The organism is Erwinia sp. LJJL01 (assembly GCF_047300805.2).
Taxonomy (GTDB): domain Bacteria; phylum Pseudomonadota; class Gammaproteobacteria; order Enterobacterales; family Enterobacteriaceae; genus Erwinia; species Erwinia aphidicola.
On record NZ_CP178576.1, the window covers coordinates 4,295,592 to 4,317,648 of the forward strand.

At 59.0% G+C, this 22,057-nt stretch carries 23 protein-coding genes; 8 read left to right on the top strand and 15 right to left on the bottom strand.

The genetic code is table 11. The annotated features are described in order from the left end of the window. The first annotated feature begins 16 nt into the window (after positions 1-16). Positions 17-1,381 (top strand): MFS transporter, encoded by a 1,365-nt coding sequence (locus tag ACLI4M_RS21070; protein ID WP_048918014.1) that lies wholly within the window; start codon positions 17-19, stop codon positions 1,379-1,381. Further along, complete coding sequence (gene idnD / locus ACLI4M_RS21075; RefSeq protein ID WP_133623607.1) at positions 1,368-2,414, top strand: L-idonate 5-dehydrogenase; 1,047 nt, start codon at positions 1,368-1,370, stop codon at positions 2,412-2,414. The genes ACLI4M_RS21070 and idnD overlap by 14 nt, the downstream gene beginning before the upstream one ends. 108 nt (positions 2,415-2,522) lie before the next feature. Here the strand turns inward: idnD and ACLI4M_RS21080 are convergent, their stop codons facing one another. Next, positions 2,523-3,098, bottom strand: coding sequence for a flavin reductase family protein (locus ACLI4M_RS21080; protein WP_048917997.1), 576 nt, complete (start codon positions 3,096-3,098; stop codon positions 2,523-2,525). 66 nt (positions 3,099-3,164) lie between these two features. Between ACLI4M_RS21080 and ACLI4M_RS21085 the strand changes: the two genes are divergently transcribed. Then, a complete protein-coding gene (locus tag ACLI4M_RS21085; RefSeq protein WP_166643178.1) occupies positions 3,165-3,341 on the top strand; it encodes a hypothetical protein in 177 nt (58 codons plus the stop codon). Here the strand turns inward: ACLI4M_RS21085 and ACLI4M_RS21090 are convergent. Then, entirely contained in the window at positions 3,338-3,976 is a 639-nt protein-coding gene (locus ACLI4M_RS21090) for a cysteine hydrolase family protein (RefSeq protein WP_133623606.1), read from the bottom strand. The genes ACLI4M_RS21085 and ACLI4M_RS21090 overlap by 4 nt on opposite strands. A 65-nt stretch (positions 3,977-4,041) precedes the next feature. Continuing rightward, a complete protein-coding gene (locus tag ACLI4M_RS21095; RefSeq protein WP_133623605.1) occupies positions 4,042-4,740 on the bottom strand; it encodes a cysteine hydrolase family protein in 699 nt (232 codons plus the stop codon). A 148-nt stretch (positions 4,741-4,888) separates the two neighbouring features. Between ACLI4M_RS21095 and ACLI4M_RS21100 the strand changes: the two genes are divergently transcribed. Then, positions 4,889-5,845, top strand: coding sequence for a GlxA family transcriptional regulator (locus ACLI4M_RS21100; RefSeq protein WP_099753829.1), 957 nt, complete (start codon positions 4,889-4,891; stop codon positions 5,843-5,845). Here the strand turns inward: ACLI4M_RS21100 and ACLI4M_RS21105 are convergent. Beyond that, entirely contained in the window at positions 5,842-6,831 is a 990-nt protein-coding gene (locus ACLI4M_RS21105; RefSeq protein ID WP_133623604.1) for an aldo/keto reductase, read from the bottom strand. The two genes, ACLI4M_RS21100 and ACLI4M_RS21105, sit on opposite strands and share 4 nt — an antisense overlap. 241 nt (positions 6,832-7,072) lie before the next feature. On the opposite strand from ACLI4M_RS21105, the gene ACLI4M_RS21110 reads away from it, so the two are divergent. Both ACLI4M_RS21110 and ACLI4M_RS21115 read left to right on the top strand, forming a co-directional pair. After that, positions 7,073-7,471: a (R)-mandelonitrile lyase gene (locus ACLI4M_RS21110; protein WP_133623603.1), complete on the top strand. Its 399-nt coding sequence runs from the start codon at positions 7,073-7,075 to the stop codon at positions 7,469-7,471. A gap of 98 nt (positions 7,472-7,569) precedes the next feature. Continuing rightward, the gene (locus tag ACLI4M_RS21115) at positions 7,570-8,469 is read left to right on the top strand and encodes a LysR substrate-binding domain-containing protein (protein WP_133623602.1); all 900 of its coding nucleotides are present in this window, start codon (positions 7,570-7,572) and stop codon (positions 8,467-8,469) included. Between the two features lie 75 nt (positions 8,470-8,544). Here ACLI4M_RS21115 and yghX read toward each other — a convergent pair whose 3' ends face one another. The 5 genes from yghX to ACLI4M_RS21140 all read right to left on the bottom strand — a co-directional run bounded on the left by yghX (position 8,545) and on the right by ACLI4M_RS21140 (position 13,318). Beyond that, positions 8,545-9,432, bottom strand: a complete 888-nt coding sequence (yghX, locus tag ACLI4M_RS21120) for a YghX family hydrolase (RefSeq protein WP_048918002.1) — start codon at positions 9,430-9,432, stop codon at positions 8,545-8,547. 117 nt (positions 9,433-9,549) lie between these two features. Continuing rightward, complete coding sequence (locus ACLI4M_RS21125; protein WP_133623601.1) at positions 9,550-10,494, bottom strand: aliphatic sulfonate ABC transporter substrate-binding protein; 945 nt, start codon at positions 10,492-10,494, stop codon at positions 9,550-9,552. Beyond that, positions 10,491-11,354, bottom strand: a complete 864-nt coding sequence (locus tag ACLI4M_RS21130; protein WP_133623600.1) for an ABC transporter substrate-binding protein — start codon at positions 11,352-11,354, stop codon at positions 10,491-10,493. Before ACLI4M_RS21130 ends, ACLI4M_RS21125 begins: the two co-directional genes overlap by 4 nt. Next, on the bottom strand, positions 11,354-12,499 hold the full coding sequence (locus ACLI4M_RS21135; RefSeq protein WP_133623599.1) for an LLM class flavin-dependent oxidoreductase: 1,146 nt from the start codon (positions 12,497-12,499) through the stop codon (positions 11,354-11,356). The genes ACLI4M_RS21130 and ACLI4M_RS21135 overlap by 1 nt, the downstream gene beginning before the upstream one ends. Positions 12,500-12,655: 156 nt before the next feature. Further along, entirely contained in the window at positions 12,656-13,318 is a 663-nt protein-coding gene (locus tag ACLI4M_RS21140) for a DUF3313 domain-containing protein (RefSeq protein ID WP_133625069.1), read from the bottom strand. A 105-nt stretch (positions 13,319-13,423) separates the two neighbouring features. Here ACLI4M_RS21140 and ACLI4M_RS21145 point away from each other — a divergent pair, with 105 nt between their 5' ends. After that, entirely contained in the window at positions 13,424-14,038 is a 615-nt protein-coding gene (locus ACLI4M_RS21145) for a TetR/AcrR family transcriptional regulator (protein WP_048918005.1), read from the top strand. Positions 14,039-14,066: 28 nt separating this feature from the next. Beyond that, positions 14,067-14,363: a SelT/SelW/SelH family protein gene (locus ACLI4M_RS21150; protein ID WP_048918006.1), complete on the top strand. Its 297-nt coding sequence runs from the start codon at positions 14,067-14,069 to the stop codon at positions 14,361-14,363. A gap of 242 nt (positions 14,364-14,605) precedes the next feature. Here the strand turns inward: ACLI4M_RS21150 and ACLI4M_RS21155 are convergent, their stop codons facing one another. The 6 genes from ACLI4M_RS21155 to ACLI4M_RS21180 form a co-directional block, all read right to left on the bottom strand. Continuing rightward, positions 14,606-15,898, bottom strand: a complete 1,293-nt coding sequence (locus ACLI4M_RS21155; RefSeq protein ID WP_048918007.1) for an MFS transporter — start codon at positions 15,896-15,898, stop codon at positions 14,606-14,608. A gap of 270 nt (positions 15,899-16,168) precedes the next feature. Beyond that, positions 16,169-17,317, bottom strand: coding sequence for a galactonate dehydratase (gene dgoD, locus ACLI4M_RS21160; protein ID WP_048918008.1), 1,149 nt, complete (start codon positions 17,315-17,317; stop codon positions 16,169-16,171). After that, the gene (locus tag ACLI4M_RS21165) at positions 17,314-17,931 is read right to left on the bottom strand and encodes a 2-dehydro-3-deoxy-6-phosphogalactonate aldolase (protein ID WP_133623598.1); all 618 of its coding nucleotides are present in this window, start codon (positions 17,929-17,931) and stop codon (positions 17,314-17,316) included. The genes dgoD and ACLI4M_RS21165 overlap by 4 nt, the downstream gene beginning before the upstream one ends. Further along, the gene (locus ACLI4M_RS21170) at positions 17,915-18,796 is read right to left on the bottom strand and encodes a 2-dehydro-3-deoxygalactonokinase (protein ID WP_133623597.1); all 882 of its coding nucleotides are present in this window, start codon (positions 18,794-18,796) and stop codon (positions 17,915-17,917) included. The genes ACLI4M_RS21165 and ACLI4M_RS21170 overlap by 17 nt, the downstream gene beginning before the upstream one ends. After that, a complete protein-coding gene (locus ACLI4M_RS21175; protein ID WP_048918011.1) occupies positions 18,793-19,491 on the bottom strand; it encodes a FadR/GntR family transcriptional regulator in 699 nt (232 codons plus the stop codon). Before ACLI4M_RS21175 ends, ACLI4M_RS21170 begins: the two co-directional genes overlap by 4 nt. Before the next feature lie 167 nt (positions 19,492-19,658). Further along, positions 19,659-22,052 (bottom strand): TonB-dependent receptor domain-containing protein, encoded by a 2,394-nt coding sequence (locus ACLI4M_RS21180; RefSeq protein ID WP_133623596.1) that lies wholly within the window; start codon positions 22,050-22,052, stop codon positions 19,659-19,661. Between the last annotated feature and the right edge of the window lie 5 nt (positions 22,053-22,057).

The window sequence follows — 22,057 nt, forward strand, 5'->3', positions numbered from 1 at the left end:
GGCAATGATGACGACGATGAAACCCACGCGTTCACGCTTGACCATTCTGCTGATGCTGTTTGTGGTGACGGCCATCAATTATATGGACCGCGCCAATCTGTCGGTGGCGGGGTCGCACATTCAGGGCGAGTTTGCCCTGTCACCGACCCAGCTTGGCCTGCTGTTTTCAATGTTCACCTGGTTTTATGCCATGAGCCAGATCCCGGTCGGCTATATTCTGGACCGGGTGGGTTCGCGGGTGCTGTACGGCAGCGCCATCGTGCTGTGGAGTATCTTTACCTTTGTGATGGGCTTTGCCTCGCACCATCTTTTCGCTACCGCCAGCGCATCGTTCGCCATGCTGCTGGCCTGCCGCGCGCTGATTGGCGTGGCGGAGGCGCCCTCTTTCCCTTCTAACACCAAGATCATTGCCAGCTGGTTCCCGGACCACGAACGCGCGCGCGCCACCGCCTTTTACTCCAGCGCGCAATATATTGGCCTGGCGCTGCTGACGCCGCTGCTCTCCTGGATCGTGGCGGAATACGGCTGGGAGATGTCGTTTTATCTCTCCGGCGGGATTGGCATTGCGTTTGGCATTTACTGGCTGATCGCCTATCGCGACCCGCAGCACAGCAAAACGGTCAATCAGGCAGAGCTGGAGTATATTCGCGCCGGTGGCGGCTATGGTTCCAGTAATCAGAAAGGTAGCAGTGGCAAAGTGAACTGGGCCAGCGTCAAGCATATCCTGCGCCAGCGTACCGTGTGGGGGCTATTTATTGCCCAGTTCGCCGCTTCATCGACCCTCTATTTCTTCCTGACGTGGTTTATTGTCTATCTGGAAAAAGGGCTGGGGCTGTCGATTGCCAAAGCGGGGATCGGGGCGATGTTCCCCTACCTGATGGCGATGGCGGGCGTGCTGTGCGGCGGTACGTTGAGCGATATGCTGCTGAAAAAAGGGCATTCACGCACGTTTGCCCGCAAGCTACCGGTGATGAGCGGCCTGTTGGTCACCACCTCCATTGCGCTGGTCAACTTTTTCCAGCACAGCCCGACAATTGCCATCGCGATTCTGTCAGTCGCCTTCTTTGCCAATGCCTTTTCTAACCTCGGCTGGGTGGTGTGCAGCGATGTTATTCCACGCCATCTGATCGGCACCATCGGCGGCTTCCTGAATATCTTCGGCAACCTGTCCGGCATCATCAGCCCTATCGTGATTGGCGTGATCCTCGAACGCACCCATAACTTCCAGTATGCCATGTGGTATATCGCCGCCGTAGCGCTGGCGGGCTTCTTCGCCTATCTGCTGCTGGTTGGCAAAATAGAGGTGATAGCCCTGCCGGATGAAAAACCTGAAGCGGATGAACCATTAAAAAAACTGAGGGAAAACAATGCAGCACATTAAAGAAATCGTTGCCAGCGTGGTCAGCGGTGCGCATCAGGTCAGTAATGAAACGCGCAGCCTGGCGTGGAGCGACAGCCAGGTGCTGGTGAAGGTCGAGCGCGGCGGGATCTGCGGCTCCGATCTGCATTACTATCAGCACGGCCGTGCCGGGATGTCGATACTAAAGCAGCCGCTTATACTGGGGCATGAATTTGTCGGCCGCATTGAACAAGCTCCGCCAGAAAGCGGCTTGCGGGCCGGTCAGCGCGTGGCGGTCAATCCTTCGCAACCCTGTAATCAGTGCGAGCTGTGCCTGAAGGGCAAACAGAACCTCTGCCGCACCATGAAGTTTATGGGCAGCGCGCAGTTCTTCCCTCATATCAACGGTGGGTTTGCCAGCTTTGTCGCGGTTAGCCCGGCGCAGTGCGTGCCATTCGCCGAGGATGTGGACAGCAAGATTATTGCCTTTGCCGAGCCGCTGGCAGTGGCACTGCATGCCATTCACCAGGCGGGGGAAATTTTCGGCAAGAAGGTGCTGGTGACCGGTTCCGGTCCGATTGGCTGCCTGGTGATCGCGGCCGCCTTAGCGGGCGGGGCCGCTGAGATCGTCGCAACCGATATGAGTCCGCGCTGCCGCCAGCTGGCGCTGGAAATGGGGGCCACGCAGGCGATCGATCCTAGCGATGAGAGCCTCACCGCCCACTGGCTGGAAGACGGTGGCTATTTCGACCTGTGCTTTGAAGCCTCGGGGGCAGCAGCGGCTATCGCCTCCACCGTCGGTTTTACCCGCCCGGCAGGGCGCATTGTGCAGCTGGGGATGGGCGCGGCCGCGCTGGAATTCCCCCTTGGGCCTCTACTGGTTAAGGAGATTGTGCTGGCAGGATCCTTCCGCTTTATCAGCGAGTTCCAGCTGGCAGTGCGCTGGCTGGAGAGCGGGCGGATAAACCCCCTGCCGCTGCTTTCCGCCGAGTTCCCGCAGCAGGCTATCGTGGCGGCGCTGGAAATGGCCAGCGATAAGAGCCGTGCGGCCAAGGTGCAGGTCGTATTCGGCTAACGTTATGGCGAGGCATGCCTCGCCACTACGGGATTGCGGATGCAGGCGCAACAGCCAGGGGTTAACGTAGGGGTCAGGCCTGCCTGACCCGCGATCCCCCGCGCTGATTCAACCTTCCAGCACGTTCAACGACTCGCCCGTGGCATAGAACTGCCCGCCTGCCACGTAGTGCAGGCTGCGCAGTGCGGGGTCGGCCTGGTCAAAATGCCAGTGACCTTCGCTGAATACCCGGCTGTCGGCCCATGCGCCCACCACTTCAGCGATAAACAGATCATAAGTGTTCTGAATATGAGGTTCGGGGATCAGCCGGCAGGCCAGCCACGCGGAACAGCCGCGTACAAACGGCAGGTCGTAGCCGTCGAAGCTGAACAGCTCCACGCCGCAGTTGGCCAGCTTATCGGGTTCGTTAAACAGGCTGCGCGTGCCAACCGCATGGGTAAGATTGATCTGTGCGACGGTCGGAACCTGAATCACAAACAGCCCGCTCTCCTCTACCAGCTGCCGGGTTTTGGCGATTTTGTCGATCACTACCGTCAGCTTTGACGGCGAGAAATCCAGCCCGCAGGCCCAGGCCGCTGCCATCACATCTTCCGTGCCGCCTGCGCGCGCTGAAACAAGGATGGTCGGGCCGTGATTAATCAGGCGGTAGGCCTTTTCCAGTTCAACCGGGACAATATTGTTCATTGATTTCCACCCTGATGGATTTTTTGCATTACGATCATATCAAGGGTATCTCATCGGGGAATCATCATGCCACTGCTAATCCTGGTACTGCTCAGCGCGCTGCTGCCGCTGCGGGTCGCGACTGCCGACAGCAGCGGCTGCCAGCAACAGTGCTATATCGAAAACAGTCGCTGCGACCGTGACAGTCGCAGCGGCTGTAGCAGTACACTTCAGCGCTGTCTGCAGGCCTGCGCCCACCGTTAACGGCTGACGGGCAGATCAAGCACCTGCTGGGTAGTTTTGATCTCGGCGAACACGTCTGCGACGGCGGCCAGGGCAGCACGCTGCAGATCCTTGCTGTCGACAACGTTGTTATCCCAGGTCGCCAGGCTGCGCGTGGCGGTAGCATCTTGCGGGATAATGACCTCATAGCCCAGCGGCACGGCGTCACGCGCGGTAGATGAGACGCACATGTGGGTCATCAGGCCGCATACGATCAGCGTTTTAATTCCTTTCGCTTTCAGCTGCGCATCCAGATCGGTGCCGACGAACGAACTTGGGGTCGGTTTGGTAATCGTGATATCGCCCTCAACCGGCAGCAACTCCGGGTGAAACTCAGACAAAAAGTGGTCTTTAGCAAACAGTGGGCCGTCCGCCGGGCCTTCGTGGCGAACGAAAAATACCGGCATCGCGTGGGCATGGGCGAAATCAACCAGCTTGCGCGACTGCGTTAAGACTTTCATGCCGTCGGCGATCGGCATTTTGCCGTCAAAATATTCATTCTGGATATCGATAACGATCAGCGCAGTCTCGTTGGCCGTCAGTTGGTTAATAGCCGTGGCGCCGCTCATGGTGCGGATGCTGGGTGCCTGGCTTGCAGTAGCAGATAATGTGGTCATGTTATTTTCCTGTAAGCGTGTTCAATTAGTGGCCTGTCTGATTATAGACAGGCTCACAAAGGGGATTAGTTAATTACCCGCATATCGAGAACCTGCTGGGTGGTTTTGATCTCGGCGAATACGTCCGCAACGCCTGCCAGCGCGGCACGCTGCAGATCCTTGCTGTCGACGACGCTATTATCCCAGGTCGCCAGGCTACGAGTGGCAGTTGCATCTTCCGGAATAATCACCTGATAACCTAATGGCACAGCATCGCGGGCGGTGGAAGAGACACACATATGGGTCATCAGTCCGGTGACAATCAAATCTTTGATGCCCAGTTTTTTCAGCTGCGCATCAAGGTCGGTGCCAACAAATGAGCTGGGAGTGGCTTTGGTGATCACAATGTCACCTTTGCCCGGCTGCAGGTCTTTATGGAACTCTGCAAAGTGGCTGCCTTTGGCAAACAGCGGGCCGTCCGCCGGGCCTTCATGACGCACGAAGATCACCAGCATCCCTTTTTTATGCGCAAAATCGACCAGTTTGCGTGACTGCTTCAGGGCTTTCATGCCGTCGGGGATCGGCATTTTACCGTCAAAGTATTCATTCTGAATGTCGATAACCACCAGCGCGGTCTGTTTGGCAGTCAGCTGCTTGATGGATGTCGCGCCGCTCATGGTACGGATAGTCGGAGCCTTGCTGGCGTTTATGGTGTCAGCGGCAACAGCAGCGCCGGAAGCCATCATGGCTAATACCAGGGCAGCGGAGGTGAATAATGTTTTCATGTTATTTCCTTTCTCTCATTTTCAGGTTAGTTTGCTTTTCACTCATCAAGTGATGGCGGCAAGTATCCTCCTGAAACGGCATGTTGAAGAGAGGCGCGGATACCCAAAAACGATCGTTTTGGGCCAGGTTGATTACAGGAGAAGGTTCATGGCGATTAACATAGGGATTGTGGTGTTTGACGACATCATTCCTTTCCATCTCTCCGTGCCCTGCGCGGTATTTGAGAAGGCGCTACAGCCGGATGGCAGCCCTGTTTTTCAGCTAACCGTGTGCGCCACCACGCCGGGCGTGCTGCGCACCAATGCAGGGTTTTCCATTGTTGCGGAGCGGGGATTAGACGCGCTGGATTCAGCGGATATTGTGGTGGTGCCCAGCTGGAGTAAACCGGACGAGCTCCCCCCTGAAGTCCTGCTGGCGGCGCTGCGCAAGGCACATCAGCGTGGAGCTACCGTCGTCGGGCTGTGCCTCGGGGCCTTTGTGCTGGCAGCTGCGGGCCTGCTGAATGGCCGTCGCGCCACCACGCACTGGCGCTGGATGGATGACTTTCTCAGCCGCTATCCGCAGGTCGATATTGACCGCGACGTACTCTATATCGATGAAGAGGATATTGTCACTTCGGCGGGCACCGCAGCCAGCATCGACTGCTGCCTGCACCTGGTGCGTAAACATTGTGGGGCGGATAGCGCTAACAGCGTGGCGCGCCTGCTGGTGGTCCCCCCTCACCGTCAGGGTGGGCAGGCGCAGTACGTTGAGCAGCCGGTGTATAACACCAAAGGCGGGGATAACTTTTTATCGTCACTCAGCTGGGCAACCGAGAACCTGCAGCAGCCATTAACGCTGGATATGCTGGCGGACCACGCCTGCATGAGCCGCCGCAGCTTTACCCGCCGTTTTCAGCAGACCAGCGGCACCAGCTTTAATGTCTGGCTGCTGAATCAGCGGCTGGCGGTAGCGCAGCGTTTTCTGGAAAAAACCGACCAGCCGATTGAGCTGGTGGCGCAGCACAGCGGATTTCCATCCGCCATTGCTCTGCGCCGCCATTTTAAAGCGCAGTTTAATACCTCCCCGGCCCGCTACCGCAGCGAGTTCCGCGGACGGGTTTAGTTGCCGACGCGCTTCATCAGATCGGCGGGGTAACGATCTCCGGTGACTTCGATCTCAACCAGCGCGCTGTTGATCGCCGCCAGATCGGCGGGATCGAGCGTCACTTTTGCCGCATTGAGGTTCTCCTCCAGCCGCTGCAGTTTGGTCGTGCCGGGGATGGGTACAATCCACGGCTGCTGCGCCAGCAGCCACGCCAGCGCAATCTGTGCCGGAGTAACGCCCTTCTCAGTGGCAATCTGCCCCAGCCTGTCGACCAGTTTCTGATTGGCTTTGCGTGCTTCGGCAGCAAAACGCGGCACCTTATTACGGAAGTCATCGCTGGCAAAGGTGGTGCTGTCGTTGATCGCCCCGGTGAGGAAGCCTTTACCCAGCGGACTGAACGGCACAAAGCCGATACCCAGCTCGGCCAGCAGCGGCAGGATCTCTTTCTCCGGCTGGCGCCACCACATTGAGTATTCACTTTGCAGCGCAGTCACCGGCTGCACCGCGTGCGCACGGCGGATGGTCTGTGCCCCGGCTTCGGACAGGCCAAAATGTTTTACTTTCCCTTCGGCGATCAGCTGCTTAACCGTACCGGCCACCTCTTCAATCGGCACGTTAGGGTCGGTGCGGTGCTGATACAGCAGGTCGATGCATTCAATATTGAGACGCTTTAGCGATCCTTCCACCGCTTGGCGGATATGCTGCGGCTGGCTGTTGAGTACCTGGCTGTTATCCGGCTGGGGCAGATCAAAGCCGAACTTGGTGGCGATCGTTACCTGGTCACGCATCGGGGCCAGCGCCTCGCCGAGCAGCGTTTCATTGGTGAACGGGCCGTACACTTCGGCAGTATCAAAGAAGGTGACCCCCTGCTCCACCGCCGAACGGATCAGCTTTATAGCCTGCTGCTTATCGGTCGCTGGGCCATAGCCAAAACTCAGACCCATACAGCCTAAGCCGAGTGCTGAAACCTCCAGTCCGCTGTTACCGAGTTGTCGCTTTTGCATGTGGTTCTCCTGATATGAACGAGTCCTGATGGTAGTCACGCCCGCGCCAACACACTATAGTGCTCAGGCGCATGCGCTTATCAGTTCAGCTCATTAATCACCGGGGACTGGCGCATACTACTCGCCAGAGCACGCGCCATTAATGAGTTCAGCTCACCACTTCTATAAGCCAGACGCACTCAATCCGCCGTGTGCAATAGCCTATGATGAAGGGGTGTTCAACACTGAAGGAATCAAACTGATGATCGAGATTACAAAAAAAGACAGCAAACCGGCCGTTGCCGGACCGGCGGACTATTTCACCGGGGCGGTTACCGTTGCTTCCCCGTTTGCCACCACTGAACCGGCGCGTCTGAGCGGCGCAACCGTGACCTTTACCCCGGGCGCACGCACCGCATGGCATACGCATCCACTGGGGCAGACGCTGCTGGTGACGGCGGGCCAGGGTTGGGTGCAGGAGTGGGGTAAAGAAGCACAGGCGATCTCTGCTGGCGACAACGTGTGGATCCGGCCCGGGGTAAAACACTGGCACGGCGCCAGCGCCGACAGCGCGATGACCCATATCGCCATCGCCGAAGCCGAAGATGGCAAAGTGGTAGACTGGCTCGAACATGTCAGCGACGAGCAGTATCAGGGCTAATATTTCACCCTGGCGGGCCAACCTAAAAAGAAGGTCGGCCCCTGCCCGGTTTGGCGCAGAAGGGAGCTTTAATTAATGCGAAAACCTGTGAGGCCAGCGTGTTAAAAGACAATTTCAACGATCTCATCTCTCTGATGGTGGTGGCGCGGGAACGCAGCTTTACCAAGGCTGCGGCCAAGCTTGGCGTTTCCCAGTCGGCACTCAGCCACTCAATCCGCGCGCTGGAGGAGCGGCTGGCGCTGCGCTTGTTAACCCGTACCACGCGCAGTGTGGCCCCGACCGAAGCGGGCGAACAGCTGATCAACGCTATCGGCCCGCGCCTGACGGAAATTGAATCCGAGCTGATCGCCATTACCGAAATGCGTGATAAACCGGCCGGCAATATTCGCCTCACCGCCGGGGAACATGCGGTGAAATCGGCGATCTGGCCGTCACTGAAGCCGTTTATCAAACAGTACCCGGACGTCAAAGTGGAGATTATTGTCGACAATACGCTGACCGATATCGTGAGCGGGCGCTTTGACGCTGGTGTCAGGCTGGGGGAATCCGTGGCGAAGGATATGATTGCGGTGCGCATCGGCCCGGACTGGAGCATGGCGGTGGTCGGCTCGCCGGACTATTTCGCCCGCCACGGTCGGCCGCAGGTTCCACAGGATCTGCAGCAGCACAGCTGTATTAATATGCGCCTGCCGACTATGGGCGGTTTATATGCCTGGGAGTTTAAAAAAGGCGATCGGGAGATACGCGTGCGCGTGGAGGGCCAGCTGATATTTAATAACCTGGAGCCGCGTATTGAAGCAGCGGTTGAGGGGATGGGGCTGGCGTTCGTACCGGAAGACTGGGTCAGCGAACAGATCGCCCGTGGGGAGCTGGAGCGCGTGCTCACCGACTGGAGCGAACCGTTTCCCGGTTATTACCTCTATTACCCGAGCCGCAAACAGCACACCTCGGCGTTTGCCCGTATGATTGATGCGTTGCGTTATCCCCCTCTGCCCTGACGGGCCGACCGAAAAAGAGGGTCGGCCCCCACAGGAACGGTGGTCGAAGCTGGCGCAGGGGCCGACCCGCAAACCTTAAACCAGGTACTTGTTAAACCACGCCAGGGTTCTTTCCCACGCCAGATCAGCGGCGGCTTTGTCATAACGCGGAGTTGAGTCGTTATGGAAGCCGTGGTTGACCCCTTTGTACACGTAGCCCTCGTAAATCTTGTGATGCTCTTTCAGCGCCGCTTCGTAAGGCGGCCAGCCTTCGGTGATGCGCGTATCCAGCTCGGCATAGTGCAGCAGCAGCGGCGCTTTAATCTTCGCCACGTCTTCCGTTTTAGGCTGACGGCCATAAAACGGCACGGCCGCCGCCAGCTCGGGATAGGCGACAGCTGCAGCATTGGCCACCCCGCCGCCGTAGCAGAAGCCGGTAATGCCCACTTTGCCGGTGCCGGGTTGATGCTGCATCAGAAATTCAATCGCGGCGAAAAAGTCGTTCATCAACTTAGTCGGGTCGATCTGCTGCTGCAGCTCGCGCCCCTTCTCGTCATTACCGGGATAGCCGCCGACCGAACTTAGCCCGTCCGGGGCCAGCGCGATAAATCCGGCCTTGGCCACGCGGCGCGCCACATCTTCGATATACGGATTCAGGCCACGGTTTTCATGCACCACCACCACGCCCGGCACCTTGCCACTGGCGTTGGCCGGGCGCACCAGGTAGCCTTTTACGCTGCCGTGCCCCTGCGGTGACGGATAGTGAATATATTCCGCGAGAATGTCAGGATCGGTGAACTCCACCTGCTGAGCATAAGCATAATTGGGCGTCAGCAATGTGCCGAGCGCGGCGGCCGACAGACCACCAACGACAAATTTCGCCGCGATATCAAGGAATTCGCGCTTGCTGATTTTGCCGTGGACGTAGAAATCGAAATACTCGAGTAGTTCGGGGGGGAAATCTTTTGCCGTCATACGTGTCATGCGCCAGGCTCCGTACGGTTGATACAGCAGATTATTTAAGGGCGGACCGCAACAAATGGTCCGCCCCTACATTGCCATAAAACCCTGGTCGCGACCATTTTTTCCGGTCGCTTCGCTTTACAGCTCTACGGAATGGGCGTTGATATCCGGGATGGCTTTGATCAGCCCCTGCTGCAGATACCACTCGGCAACGTGCTGAATATGCTGGCGCTGCGCTGCGCCGACCGGGGAGAGCGGCACGGTATTCACTGCGCCCAGCTGGTCGCCCAGCCCGTCCCCGAGGCGCCCCATCTGCTGCGCCCAGATTTTCCCGGCCTCATGCGGGTGCTGCTTCGCCCAGGCATTCTGCTGCTTCATCACCTCCCAGAATATCTTCACCACTTCCGGGTGCTGCTGATAAAACGAGGTGGTGACAAAATAGCCCACCGCATTTTCCGAGCCAAGCTGTTTGCCGTTGGTCAGCAGGCGGCCATCGTAGCTCTGGCGCGCCAGCGACAGGAACGGGTCCCATACGGCCCATGCATCAACATGGCCGCCGACAAAGGCGCTGCCGCTGTCGGTCGGCGTCAGGTACTCTTTCTGCACGTCGCTCTCTTTCATCCCGGCGCTTTGCAGCGCGCGCGACAGCAGATACTCCCCGGTGCCGCCCTTATTCACCGCCACCTTTTTCCCGCGCAGGTCGGCCAGCGTTTTCAGCGGCGACTCTTTACGGACCACAATACCTTCGCCATCGGGCGACATCGCCTGATAGCCGAAGAACACCAGCGGCAGCCCGGCAGCGATGGCGGTGACAAACGCGGTTGAGCTGCCGGTGGTGATATCGATCGACCCGGCGTTCATCGCTTCATAGGCGGGCGCGGCTGAGGAGAACGTCCCCGACCACTGCAATTTAACGTTATGCGCGGCCAGCGCCTTTTCCAGGCTGCCGTTTTCCCGCGCCAGCGCCAGGTCGGTCGGCGCACGTAAAAAGCCAATCCGCAGCGTGACCGGGTCGGCAGCCTGAGCCGCCAGCGTGATGCCTAACGACGCGGCAACCAGCACGCGCAGCACTCCCTTCTTCATGCCTGTACTCCGTATTCTGCCGCAACGCCAATCGTCAACGGCTGGGTGATAAATCCGGCGGCCAGCAGATCGTCGGCCTGCTGCTGCTGCTCCGCCAGCAGGGCTGGTGCAACGCGCTGAATGCCCCACGGGCGGGCGCGTAGGGTTGCCAGCCAGTGGCTTTCGCTCAGCGCACCCGGCAGATGCTGATGCAGCAGTCTGGCCGCCTGCAGGCTGTTTTCAGCAATCCAGCGGTCATTATCGCTGAGCACTTCCAGCAGCTGCGTTGCCTGCTGCGGATGCTGGCTGAGCCAGCTGGCGCAGCACCAGAACAGCGAACGATTGCGGATCACCTCGCCGACCTGAGCGAGACAGCGCACCTTTTTAGCATCCCGGGCGGCAGTTAGCCAGGGATCGATAGCGGCCCACAGATCCACCCGCCCTTCGCGCAGCGCACGCGCGGCATCGCTGCCGTTGAGGTCCACCAGCGTGACGTCACCCAGCGTCAGCTGCTGCCGGAGCAGCAGGCGGGCGAGAAAATGGTCGGTAAACGAGCCTTTCATACAGGCAATGCGCGCGCCGCGCAGGTCGCGCACGCTTTGCCTGGCGCCCTCCTTCATCGCCAACAGCGCACAGTTGGCGGCACGATCGGGAGAGGCGGCGAGATAGGCCACATCCAGACCGTTACCCTGAGCGTAGATCGGCGGCGTTGAGCCGGTCCCCGCCACGTCCAGCCGCCGGTCGGTCAGCATCGCCGCGCTGTCGCCGCCGTGCAGATAGTCCACCCAGCGCACGCCGCTTATCGCCGCTTCCAGCACGCCGCGCTGGCGCAGAATAAACAGCGAGAGGTTATTGGGATGGCTGCCGATACGTAAGCTCATCAGCGCTCCTCCGTCTGGCTAATCGGGCGGTCCCACAGATTGCTCCAGGTAAAGGTATTGCCCGCGTCGTCCGCCGCTGCCGTGACCGCATTGTCGTCCAGCTGCAGGCGCGGCAGCACCAGCTCGCTGAAGCGCTCGGCCTCCTCCAGCAGCGGGAAGCCGGAGAGAATAAACACCTCGACGCCAGCCTGCTGATAAGCTTTCAGCGTGCGTTCCACCGTTTGCGGGCTGCCGACAATCGCCGTGCCCGGACCCGGACGCACCAGACCGATGCCCGCCCACAGCCCGGGGTAGATCTCCAGCTCGCGCGGGTCGTCGGGGCGGGCGTCATTGTGCAGCACGCTCATGCGTGCCTGGCCGATGGAGTCCGACCCCGCCGCCAGCGCCCGGCGGGCAGCGATCGCCTGCTCATCCATCGACTGATACAGCTCGTCTACCGCCTGCCATGCGGCCTCGTCGCTGTCGCGCACGATGACATACAGGCGAATGCCAAAGCGTAGCGTGCGCTGGTAAGCTGCTGCCCGCTGCTTCACCGTCGCGATTTTCTCTGCGGCCTGCGGCGGGGTTTCTCCCCAGGAGAGATAGGTATCAATATGCTTAGCCGCGACGTCCTGCGCCGCTTCAGATGAGCCGCCAAACCACAGTGCCGGAGGCGGATAGCCGCCGTTGCCCAACGCCAGCTTCGCCTTGTCGATATCAAGATGGTCGCCATGGAAATCCACCGACTGCCCGGCCAGCAGCGGTTTCAGCACGGTAAGAAACTCATCGCTCAGCGCATAACGCTGGTCGTGTTCCAGGTGCATACCGTAGGCGCCAAGGGTATTTTTATCACCGCTCACCACGTTCAGCAGCACCCTCCCTTTCGAGAACTGGTTAAAGGTTACTGCCATTTTCGCCAGCAGCGTCGGGGAGATCAGCCCTGGCTGGATGGCAATCAGAAACTTCATGCGCTCGGTGGCAGAGATCAGCGATGCACCGATAATCCACGGATCGTGCGCCCCCGTCGCCAGCAGCGCACCGTGAAAACCCAGACGGTCAATACCGCGCGCCACCCGCTGGAACCAGGCATAATCGATGTTATAGCTGCCGGCGGCGTTCCACGGCTGAGGGCCATCAGGGGCGGTGAGATACCAGTAAATTTCCATTGCGGCTAACCTATGCTGTGTCAGAGTTAAACCACAGCAATATCAAAGCCGTATCGTAAGGACAAAGAAGAAATCGGGGAAAGGTGTGCAGGAATGAGCATTTGGAAAACTGGCGGCTCTGTGGCCGCCTTGTCTTTTCCTGGTGTGGGCGCGGGGTTATTTCAACATCGCCAGCAGCTGGTCTGCCCCCTTATCAATGCCGGTTTTTGCCGCAGAGAGTGAACCAAAACTTGCCCCGACGTTCATCGCGTTCGGATACTGCTTAGTGACGTACGCCGCCAGCAGCTGCTGATTATCCGCCTGATAAATCTCCACCGCGTAGCTGGCGGACCCGTTCATCAGCCCTTCGCGGCCGCGTACGGCCTGGACGATATTGTAAGGCCCGCCCGCCAGATCAAACTTGGTGAAGGTGCCCAGCACCGGCGTAGTCGTTTCGGCTCCGGTTAGCGTCAGCCGGATGCGTATTGCCCGCGGCGAAGGCTGCTGCGTAAAGCTAAAGCGCCCTTTCAGCGCCTGCTGCACCCTTTGCTGCAAGTAGCTGGCCAGCTCCTGACGGTCGGCACTGTCCATATCGCCAAACTGGTTGTCGGCCCCCTGATAAACGATGACAGGATCGATCGTCACCTCGGTATATTTGCTCCAGTCGACCTGACGCGCGGTGCGCCAGGGCTGGCGATAACCATCATCGCCGCTGTTTGCCTGCAGTTGCTCAGCGGAAGCTAGCCCCGCATAGCGCGACGGCTGGGTGCCTGCACAGCCGGCTAACGCCAGTGAGAGCAGAATCAGTGTGGTGCGAAATCCCCGGTGCTGGTTAATCATCATTAAACCTCATAAATGTACCGTACTGTACGGTTTATTTATGCCTTGGCAGGATTTTTTTGTCAATAAAATGTACACTCGGGTTTATTTTTCGCGGGAGGTGCGATGAAAGTCAAAACGGAAGCCCGCCGTGAGGCGATTGTGGAAGCTGCCGCTCAGCTCTTCCAGGAAATGGGGTATGAACGCGCCTCAATGAATGAGCTGGCGAAGCGGCTGGGTGGCTCGAAAACCACGCTGTATAACTATTTCCCCTCGAAAGAGGAGCTGTTTAGCGCGGTGATCCGCACCTATGCGACGCAGCACCTGACCGACGCCGCCTGTGCGCTGGATACCTCCGTCAGCAAAGGCCTGTCGCTGACCGAGAAGCTGCAGCTGTTCGGTGAGCAGATGCTGCAGGTGATGACCACCAACAACACCGCGCTGGCGGTATACCGCATGGTGGTGGCTGAAGCCGGTCATTCGGAGATGGGAATGCTGTTTTACGAATCAGGGCCGCGTGAGAGCATTGAACGGCTGGCGCGACTGTTCTCCAGCGCGATGGACAGCGGCGTGCTGCGCATGGGCGACCCGCAGATCCGTGCGCTGCAGTTCCTCGCCCTGCTGACTGCAGAAATTGAGATCCGCATTTACCAGCGCAACGCGCCGCCGCTAAGCGTGAAGCGGGTCAGCGAGATGACCGCCTGTGCGGTAAGAATGTTTATGGCTGGCGCAGGAAAGTAGTGCCGCCCCTAATGTGAGGAGATGAATAATGAAGACTCTGCCTGCTGTCACTATCACCTACTGCTCCCAGTGCAACTGGATGCTGCGCGCCAGCTGGATGGCGCAGGAGCTGCTGCACACCTTTAGCACCGACCTTGGCTCGGTTACGCTGATACCCGGCACCGGAGGTGTTTACCAGATTGCCATCCACGACCAGATAATCTGGGACCGCAAAACTGATAACGGTTTTCCCGATGCCGCCGAGATCAAACGCCGCCTGCGCGCCGTTTGCTTCCCCGAGCGCGACCTTGGCCATATTGACCAGCACGTGAAACCGGCCGAATAACACCACAGCGGGTCAGGCATGCCTGACCCCTACCTGAACCCGGATGCTGCTACCATGGGGGGCGGGCACGCCCAACCCGTTGTTTTACGTGATGCTGCTATCGACAGGCGTCAGGCATCCCCGACCCGCTGTTTTCCGTGATGCTGCAACCGTAGGGATCGGGCACGCCCGACCCGTTGTTTTCCGTGATGCTACAACCGTAGGGGACGGGCACGCCCGACCCGTTGTTTACCGTATCGCAATTAACCGACGCGCTTCACGTCACCGACCAGCAGGATGTAGGAGAGCGCACCAATCAGCGCCACCACCGAGATATAGATCAGCGCCGGGGAGAAGCCATAATCCTGCGCCAGATAGCCCACCACCAGCGGCACGGTGATGCCACCCAGCCCGCCAATAAAGTTGAATACCCCACCGGTTAAACCAATCAGACGCACCGGCGCCAGCGAAGAGACCAGCGACCAGGTGATTGAAGCAAAGCCGTTGCCGAAGAACGCCACCGCCATCAGTACCATGATCCAAACCGGATCGTTGGTGTAGTTGGCGCCCATAATGCAGGTGGAGATCAGCAGCCCGCAGATGATCGGCGTTTTACGCGCAAAGCCCAACGAGCGGCCGCTGCGCACCAGACGGTCGGCGACAATGCCGGAGAGGATCACCCCGAAAAAGGCAGCGAGGAACGGCACGGTCGTCATAAAGCCAGCGGTAAGTGCCGCAATATGTTTCTCCTGGGTCAAATAGTTAGGGAACCAGGTGAGGAAAAACCACAGCGTCGAGGTCACGGCAAACTGCCCGAGGTAAACGCCGCACAGCTTGCGGTGGAACACCAGCTTCCAGTCAGCCGCCGTCATTTTAACGCGGTTTTTCTTCTCTGAGGGGGCATCGCCGTCGATCATCGCCCCGCCGTCGCGAATGTACTCCAGCTCGGCCTGGTTGATACCCTGGCTTTTGCGCGGAGCCTGGTAGACTTTGATCCAGACAAATGACCAGATAATGCCGATGCCGCCGGTAATGATAAACACCCAGTGCCAGCTCAGTATCTCCTGGATCCAGATCAGCAGCGGCGTCAGAAATGCCAGGCCGACAAACTGCCCTGAAGTGTAAAAACCCACGGCTGAAGCACGCTCCTGCTCCGGGAACCAGCTGGTCACCAGGCGATTATTGGTCGGGAACGCCGGCGCTTCAAAGATACCGGTAATCGCGCGCAGGCCAATCAGCGACATTAATCCGCTGGCAAAGCCTTGCAGCAGCGTCGCCACCGACCAGCCGAAGATGGCGATGAAATAGGTCAGGCGCGAACCGACGCGGTCAAGGAACCAGCCGCCGGGAATCTGGCACAGGGTATACAGCCATGCAAAGGCCGAGAAGACGTAGCCCATCTGCGCTTTGCTGATGCCAAACTCTTCCTGAATATGTGCCGAGGCCACCGCCAGGTTGGCGCGGTCGACATAGCAAATCACCACGGTAATAAAAATCATCAGCAGGGTTAAATAGCGCCGACGCGTAGGCCTGGTATTAACGTCAGAGATGTCCATAATAGGGCTCCGTAGGGTTTCAGGGCGAGATTTACCCGCCCGGTGAGAGGTTTATCTTTCTAATAATTTGATAAAAAATTTTGCCGGATAAATGGAATAGTACACTTTGCCACTAATATCGTTAATGGCTGTGCACTCTTAATTAATATCCAAAATAATTCGAGCAGCAGGAAGGCGGCAAGCCCGTGAGTCTCCAGCAGCATAGTAAGCTATGTGACTGCGGTGAGCGGGTGAAGCCAACGCATCTGCGGCTCGAAGAATGAAGGATATTTACCATTCCGCCACGGAACCATCCGCGAAACGCCATAATGGATTACGCCAGTCCGGGGCATTTTTACTGCGCTCAATCACCAGCTCTTCGTTTATTTCTACGCCAAGGCCGGGTTTATTTAACGGATAGAAATGACCGCCATCCATTTTAAAGTCGTCTTTATTAATTACGTAGTCGAGAAGTTCGGCGCCCTTATTGTAATGGATACCCATACTCTGCTCCTGGAATACCGCATTGCGCGAGACAAAATCGACGTGCAGGCAGGCTGCCAGCGCAATCGGTCCCAGCGGGCAGTGCGGCGCCAGCGCCACATCGTAAGATTCAGCCATCGCGGCAATTTTATAGCACTCGGTAATGCCGCCCGCGTGGGAGAGATCGGGTTGCAGAATAGCGAGACCGCCCGCTTCCAGCACGCGTTTAAACTCGAAGCGCGAGAACATGCGCTCACCGGCGGCAATCGGAATATGGGTTTGTGCCGCCAGTTTCGGATAGTACTCCGCCTGCTCTGCCAGCACCGGCTCTTCGATAAACAGCGGACGATACGGCTCCAGCTCTTTGATCAGCACTTTCGCCATTGGCGCACTGACGCGGCCGTGGAAGTCGAGACCGAACTCAATCTCACTGCCAAACGCTTCACGGATCTGCGCCACGGTATTAACGGCGGTATCGATCTTACGCGAGTTATCGATAATGCCCATCTCTTCACAGCCGTTCAGCTTAAAGGTGTCGAAGCCGATGGTGCGCAGCTTTTTGATCCCTGCGATGGCATCTGCCGGGCGGTCGCCGCCGACCCAGCTGTAGGCTTTGATGCTGTCGCGCACCAGCCCGCCCAGCAGCTGATAGACCGGGACGCCGAGCACTTTGCCCTTAATATCCCACAGCGCCTGGTCGATGCCCGCAATGGCGCTCATCAGGGTTGGGCCACCGCGATAGAAGCCGCCGCGATACATGACCTGCCAGAGATCGTTGATGCGCGCCGGATCCTGGCCGATCAGATAGTGTGACATCTCGTGCACCGCCGCTTCCACGCTGCGTGCGCCCCCTTCTATTACCGGCTCGCCCCAACCGAATACGCCTTCGTCAGTTTCAATTTTGAGGAACATCCAGCGCGGCGGTAGGCGGTAAGTCGTCAGTTTGGTAATTTTCATCGTAACGCGTCCTTATATGCGTGAATAAATGCCTGAGCCTGTTCAACGGTGCGCGCCAGCGGCTGCCCGGCGCGGTAGAGATCGCTGCCCAGCCCGGCGCCAATGCAGCCCGCCGCCATAAAATCTTTTAAGTTTTCCGGAGTCACGCCGCCGACGGCAAACACCGGAACGTCGGCAGGCAGCACCGCCTTCAGGGCTTTGATATAGTCAGGGCCAAAGGCGGAAGATGGGAAAATTTTCAGGGTTTGCGCACCGGCTTCCAGCGCGGTAAACGCTTCGGTCGCGGTCGCGCACCCGGCGGCCACCACCATCCCGCAATCGACCGCCCGGCGGATCACCGCGGCGTTGGTATTTGGCGTCACCACCAGCTGGCTTTTGATCTGCGCCAGCTGCTCAACCTGCTCCACTTTCAGTACCGTTCCAGCACCGATCAGGGCTTTATCGCTGAAGTTCTGCACGGCTTCGCTAATGCTGACCGCCCACTCCGGGGAGTTAAGTGGGATCTCGATGGCGTCGAACCCTGCGGCGATCAGCGCGGCAATATGCTCCTGCGCTTCCTGCGGGCGGATGCCGCGTAAAATGGCGATTAACGGTAATTTAGTCTGCCAGCTCATTGGCTATGCTCCTTATCCCATGCTGGAAGGCGCTATCGCCCGCCAGCGTTTGTGTATTAAGGCCGACAAAACGCAGCGCCTGCTGATAGCGTTGCGCCAGCGCCTCCCCGGCTATAATCGTCACCGGACGCCCGGCCTTCACCGCGTACTGCCCGGCCATCAGCGCCGCTTCGTGGCCAATTAACAGGCCGGAGAGAAAATCGCTAATCGTCGCCCGGTCACGCCCCCCCAGCACGTGTGCCGCACGCACTTCAAACAGCCGGGAGAGAATGGAGCGGTCGCTGCTGCCTATCGCCAGCCCGTCGCGAAAAGCGGCGCGATCCTCACGCTGCTCAGGCAGCCCCGCCCCCACCAGCGACTGCGTTAACAGCAGGTGGTGCAGCTCACCGGTCATGACGGTACGAAAATCGATAATTTTGTCCGCTTCGGCCTGCACCCACTTGGCATGGGTGCCGGGCATCACGTAAACGTCCGCCGGGGCGAGCTGAAGTGCGCCCAGCAGCTGCGTCTCTTCACCGCGCATGACATTGGCGTTATCCTCCCGCTGCACGCTCAGCCCGGGCACCACCCAGGCACGGTTATCGACGCGGGTCAGGCGAGCGGCAATGTCGCTCAAGCGCACCGGGCAACTAAGGTACGGCACCGGCTGCCAGCCCGCGTTGCTGCCGACCATCCCGGCCATGACCACCGGCACGTCATCCACCGGCCAGCCGGCGGTCACTTCAGCAAACACCTCGGCGCAGCGGCGACCGTTCAGGCGCGTGACGCCCGCCTCTGAGCGGCGCTGTTCAACACATGCGCCCTGCTGATAGTGCCAGGCGCGTAAATTGGTGGATCCCCAGTCGATGGCGATATAGCTGTTCACATTATCTCCTTAAGGCGCCCCGTTGAGCTGGCAATCATGGTTTTCGCCGCCTGCTCAGCGGCATCGGCATCCTGATGGCGAATAGCATCCAGCAGAGCTTTATGCTCCTCCAGCGTACGCGGCATATTGGCTTCGTCCGGCATAAAGGTGCGGTCAAACACCGCTTTTTGCAGCTCGCCAATCGCAACGTTAAGCTGTTGCAGCACCGGGTTATGCACCGAGGCCATCACCGCTTCGTGGTAGCGAATATCCGCCTGGTTAAAGGCATCGCGATCGCGGCGGTTCGCCACCATCTCGTTCCAGGCCATCTCGATATTCGCCAGATCGCTGGAGGTGGCGCGCTCCGCCGACCAGCGCGCAATTTGCGGCTCTACCAGCACGCGCACTTCGTTCATGGCGGCGATCAGGCGCGGGTCGTCGTCATGCGCCAGCGACCAGCGCAGCACGTCGCTGTCGAGGTAGTTCCACTGGTTGCGCAGGGTGACGAACGCGCCGCGATAGCGCTTCATCTCCATCAGGCGTTTCGCCATCAGCGAGCGAAACACCTCGCGAATAATATTGCGCGAGGTGGTAAAGCGTTCGCACAGCTCGGCTTCGGCAGGCAGCGCGCCGCCGGGAACATATTTGCCCGAAACGATCTCCTCGCCCAGGGTCAGGATGATGCGTTCGGTTTTACTTAGCTGTTCTTGCGTCATGATTTTCCATTCGGTGAGCTGCAGGTCAGCGGCGGCAGTGGATGAGCGGATTGTAGTACTAATGGATAAAGTTGTACTACAATCCAGATCACAAAACAGACAATTGCTCTGACAGGCACAAAAAAGGCCGGGCAAGCCCGACCTTATGGTTAATCCTGAGCCTTACATCAGAAATCGACGTTCACACCCAGCTGGAAATTACGCCCCGGCATGACGGCCAGTGAGCGGTCGTTGATATCCATCGGGGTCTCCCCGGTCAGGTCGCGGCTGCTGAGGTAGTCCCAGTATTTGCGATCGGTCAGGTTATAGATACCGCCGCTCAACCTGACGTTCTTCGTCACCTTCACCCACGCGGAGAGATCCACCATGCCGTAGCCCGGCACGCGCTGGTATTCGGAAGTGGCATCGGTCAGCGCCGAGCCACTGTTGTTGAAGCTGTTGCGATTGGTGTTTTCCGCCTGCTTGCCCTTCACAAAGGTTGCGGTGACATTGGCACCAAAGCGCTGCGCCGGGTCGTCCCAGCCGACGCCGACCACGGCTTTCATCGGTGCCACGCTGTCGAGGTCAACATACTTGTCGCCCGCATAGCTGGACTTCGACTGCCCTTTGCTGTACCCCAGCGCGAAGGTGCTGTTCAGACCATTAACCGCTTCAAACCAGGTGCCGTAGTTGATTTTGCTACTGATGTTGCCGCCCCAGATATAGGCTTTATCGCGGTTTTCCGCCTGATAAGTGGTGGCGATATTCGACGGCACGTTGGCGAATTTCTCCGGGTTGGTGGCGCGGCTGTAGCGGGTATAGGCAATAAAGTTTTTATAGCTGTTATAGAACATCGCGCCGCTGAAGGTGACCCCTGGCGTGGCTTCGCCCTTTACGCCCCACTCAACGTTGTTGCTGGTTTCGGTATCGAGATCGGTGTTGCCGATCAGCGCGTACTGGCGGCCGGCCAGGTAGTTGGAGCCGAGGTTCCACGAGCCGTACAGCTGGCTGGCATTCGGGAACTGCGCCCCGCGCTTGTACTGCACATAGGTCATCAGCTTTGGCGTGATGTCGTAGTTGAAGCTGATGGACGGCAGCACCTGCGTGTCGCTGTTGGTTTTACCGTACAGCGCTTCGGCATCGGCCCCGGTCAGCACGTCGGTGCCGGCGGCGAGGTTATCGAGGTTCTGCGGTTTGGTTTCCTGATGTGCCACGCGCACGCCGGGCACTACCGCAAAGCCGTGACCGTCGAGATCGAACTGAATGGTGTCCTGCACGAAACCACCCAGAACCACGGTGCGGCTGTCGCCCTGGGGTTTGGTGATCTTATTGAACGAGGTCTGCGCCGGGGACTGGCTGAATGGACGCTCCGCATCGGCCAGACGGGCATTGACCCCGGCGAGCAGATCGTGACGGCCAATGCTTTTCGCCAGCTGGGCTTCGTAGCCCACCGTTTCAACGTTGTAGTCAGAATAGACGCGCTGCATGGATGACGCATCCAGCGGCATCAGGGTGTTGTCGTGCGCTTCGGTTTTCTGGTAGTAGACCTTATTGCTCAGGCTGTCGATCCACGCGTTTGCCGGCGTCCACTCATCTTTCAGGCTGATGCCCCAGCGGCGGGTATTGCTCTGCTGATTGGCATCGCCCAGTACCGCTGTGCCGGCGGTGTTCCAGCTGTCGTAACGGGTGTGGTTCACCTTGTTGTAGAGATCGACGGTAGCTATCAGCTTGTGCTCGTCGCTGGGCTGCCAGATGCCGGAGGCGAGAAACGCATCGGAGTGCCAGTTAGCCGGGTAAGCATCCCGCTCGCCGCTGTTGTTGCGCGTCTCCTGCCCGTCGCGGCGGCTGTAAGCCACCAGTCCGCGCAGGGTTTCATCGCCCATCGCCGCGGTAATGCCGTTGTGCCAGCTGCGGTTGGAGGAGTCGTAATCGCTCTGGTAGCCAAAGTAGGTCGGTTTTGACGGCGCCAGGTAGTCATCGGCAGATTTCGGCAGGAAGGAGACGGAGCCACCGAGTGCGTTATTGCTGCGCGCCGTAGAGGTTGCGCCGACTTCGATGTCGACCTGGCCGTAAAGATAAGGATCCACGTAGTCGCGACCGATACCGAAGGTATTTACCCCGGCACGGCTGGCGTAGCTGCGCCCGGTCGCGTCCGGCTGCGGGATGCCGTCAACGTCCATCGCGATGCGGTTGCCTTCCAGACCACGGATGTTGTAGCCGGTGTAGCCGCTGCGGTCAAAGCCGCTTTTACCGCTGGTGGAGCCACCGCTGCTGCCGACCGCACCGATCAGCGTTTCATAACGCATGATGGTGCCAAAGTCGTTGCCGCCGCGCTGCTGCATCTCCGCCGCGCTGAGCGTGATTTTGCTGCCGGCGACGTTTTTCACCGCCGGCGACAACACGGTCATCACCGCATCATCTTTCGGCCTGGCGGCATCGGACGGTTTCTGGCTGCTGGCGTTCGGTGCTGTTTGTGCGGTCTCGTCACCCTGCTCCGCAGCGCTGCTGACGGTGGCGGTGAGTAAAGTTCCCATGACGAGCGATGTCTGCAGTAGCCCCTGGCGGGACGAAAATTTGAGCATGATAA

Excerpts from the sequence above, each read along its gene's own strand:
- ACLI4M_RS21110 (WP_133623603.1), top strand. The coding sequence starts at position 7,073 with ATGATCGAGATTACAAAAAAAGACAGCAAACCGGCCGTTGCCGGACCG.
- ACLI4M_RS21180 (WP_133623596.1), bottom strand. The coding sequence starts at position 22,052 with ATGCTCAAATTTTCGTCCCGCCAGGGGCTACTGCAGACATCGCTCGTC.
- ACLI4M_RS21135 (WP_133623599.1), bottom strand. The coding sequence starts at position 12,499 with ATGGAAATTTACTGGTATCTCACCGCCCCTGATGGCCCTCAGCCGTGG.
- ACLI4M_RS21100 (WP_099753829.1), top strand. The coding sequence starts at position 4,889 with ATGGCGATTAACATAGGGATTGTGGTGTTTGACGACATCATTCCTTTC.
- idnD (WP_133623607.1), top strand. The coding sequence starts at position 1,368 with ATGCAGCACATTAAAGAAATCGTTGCCAGCGTGGTCAGCGGTGCGCAT.
- ACLI4M_RS21150 (WP_048918006.1), top strand. The coding sequence starts at position 14,067 with ATGAAGACTCTGCCTGCTGTCACTATCACCTACTGCTCCCAGTGCAAC.
- ACLI4M_RS21175 (WP_048918011.1), bottom strand. The coding sequence starts at position 19,491 with ATGACGCAAGAACAGCTAAGTAAAACCGAACGCATCATCCTGACCCTG.
- ACLI4M_RS21105 (WP_133623604.1), bottom strand. The coding sequence starts at position 6,831 with ATGCAAAAGCGACAACTCGGTAACAGCGGACTGGAGGTTTCAGCACTC.
- ACLI4M_RS21130 (WP_133623600.1), bottom strand. The coding sequence starts at position 11,354 with ATGAGCTTACGTATCGGCAGCCATCCCAATAACCTCTCGCTGTTTATT.
- ACLI4M_RS21095 (WP_133623605.1), bottom strand. The coding sequence starts at position 4,740 with ATGAAAACATTATTCACCTCCGCTGCCCTGGTATTAGCCATGATGGCT.
- ACLI4M_RS21070 (WP_048918014.1), top strand. The coding sequence starts at position 17 with ATGAAACCCACGCGTTCACGCTTGACCATTCTGCTGATGCTGTTTGTG.
- ACLI4M_RS21145 (WP_048918005.1), top strand. The coding sequence starts at position 13,424 with ATGAAAGTCAAAACGGAAGCCCGCCGTGAGGCGATTGTGGAAGCTGCC.
- ACLI4M_RS21080 (WP_048917997.1), bottom strand. The coding sequence starts at position 3,098 with ATGAACAATATTGTCCCGGTTGAACTGGAAAAGGCCTACCGCCTGATT.
- ACLI4M_RS21155 (WP_048918007.1), bottom strand. The coding sequence starts at position 15,898 with ATGGACATCTCTGACGTTAATACCAGGCCTACGCGTCGGCGCTATTTA.
- ACLI4M_RS21165 (WP_133623598.1), bottom strand. The coding sequence starts at position 17,931 with ATGAGCTGGCAGACTAAATTACCGTTAATCGCCATTTTACGCGGCATC.
- ACLI4M_RS21125 (WP_133623601.1), bottom strand. The coding sequence starts at position 10,494 with ATGAAGAAGGGAGTGCTGCGCGTGCTGGTTGCCGCGTCGTTAGGCATC.
- ACLI4M_RS21090 (WP_133623606.1), bottom strand. The coding sequence starts at position 3,976 with ATGACCACATTATCTGCTACTGCAAGCCAGGCACCCAGCATCCGCACC.
- ACLI4M_RS21085 (WP_166643178.1), top strand. The coding sequence starts at position 3,165 with ATGCCACTGCTAATCCTGGTACTGCTCAGCGCGCTGCTGCCGCTGCGG.
- yghX (WP_048918002.1), bottom strand. The coding sequence starts at position 9,432 with ATGACACGTATGACGGCAAAAGATTTCCCCCCCGAACTACTCGAGTAT.
- ACLI4M_RS21140 (WP_133625069.1), bottom strand. The coding sequence starts at position 13,318 with ATGATTAACCAGCACCGGGGATTTCGCACCACACTGATTCTGCTCTCA.
- dgoD (WP_048918008.1), bottom strand. The coding sequence starts at position 17,317 with ATGAAAATTACCAAACTGACGACTTACCGCCTACCGCCGCGCTGGATG.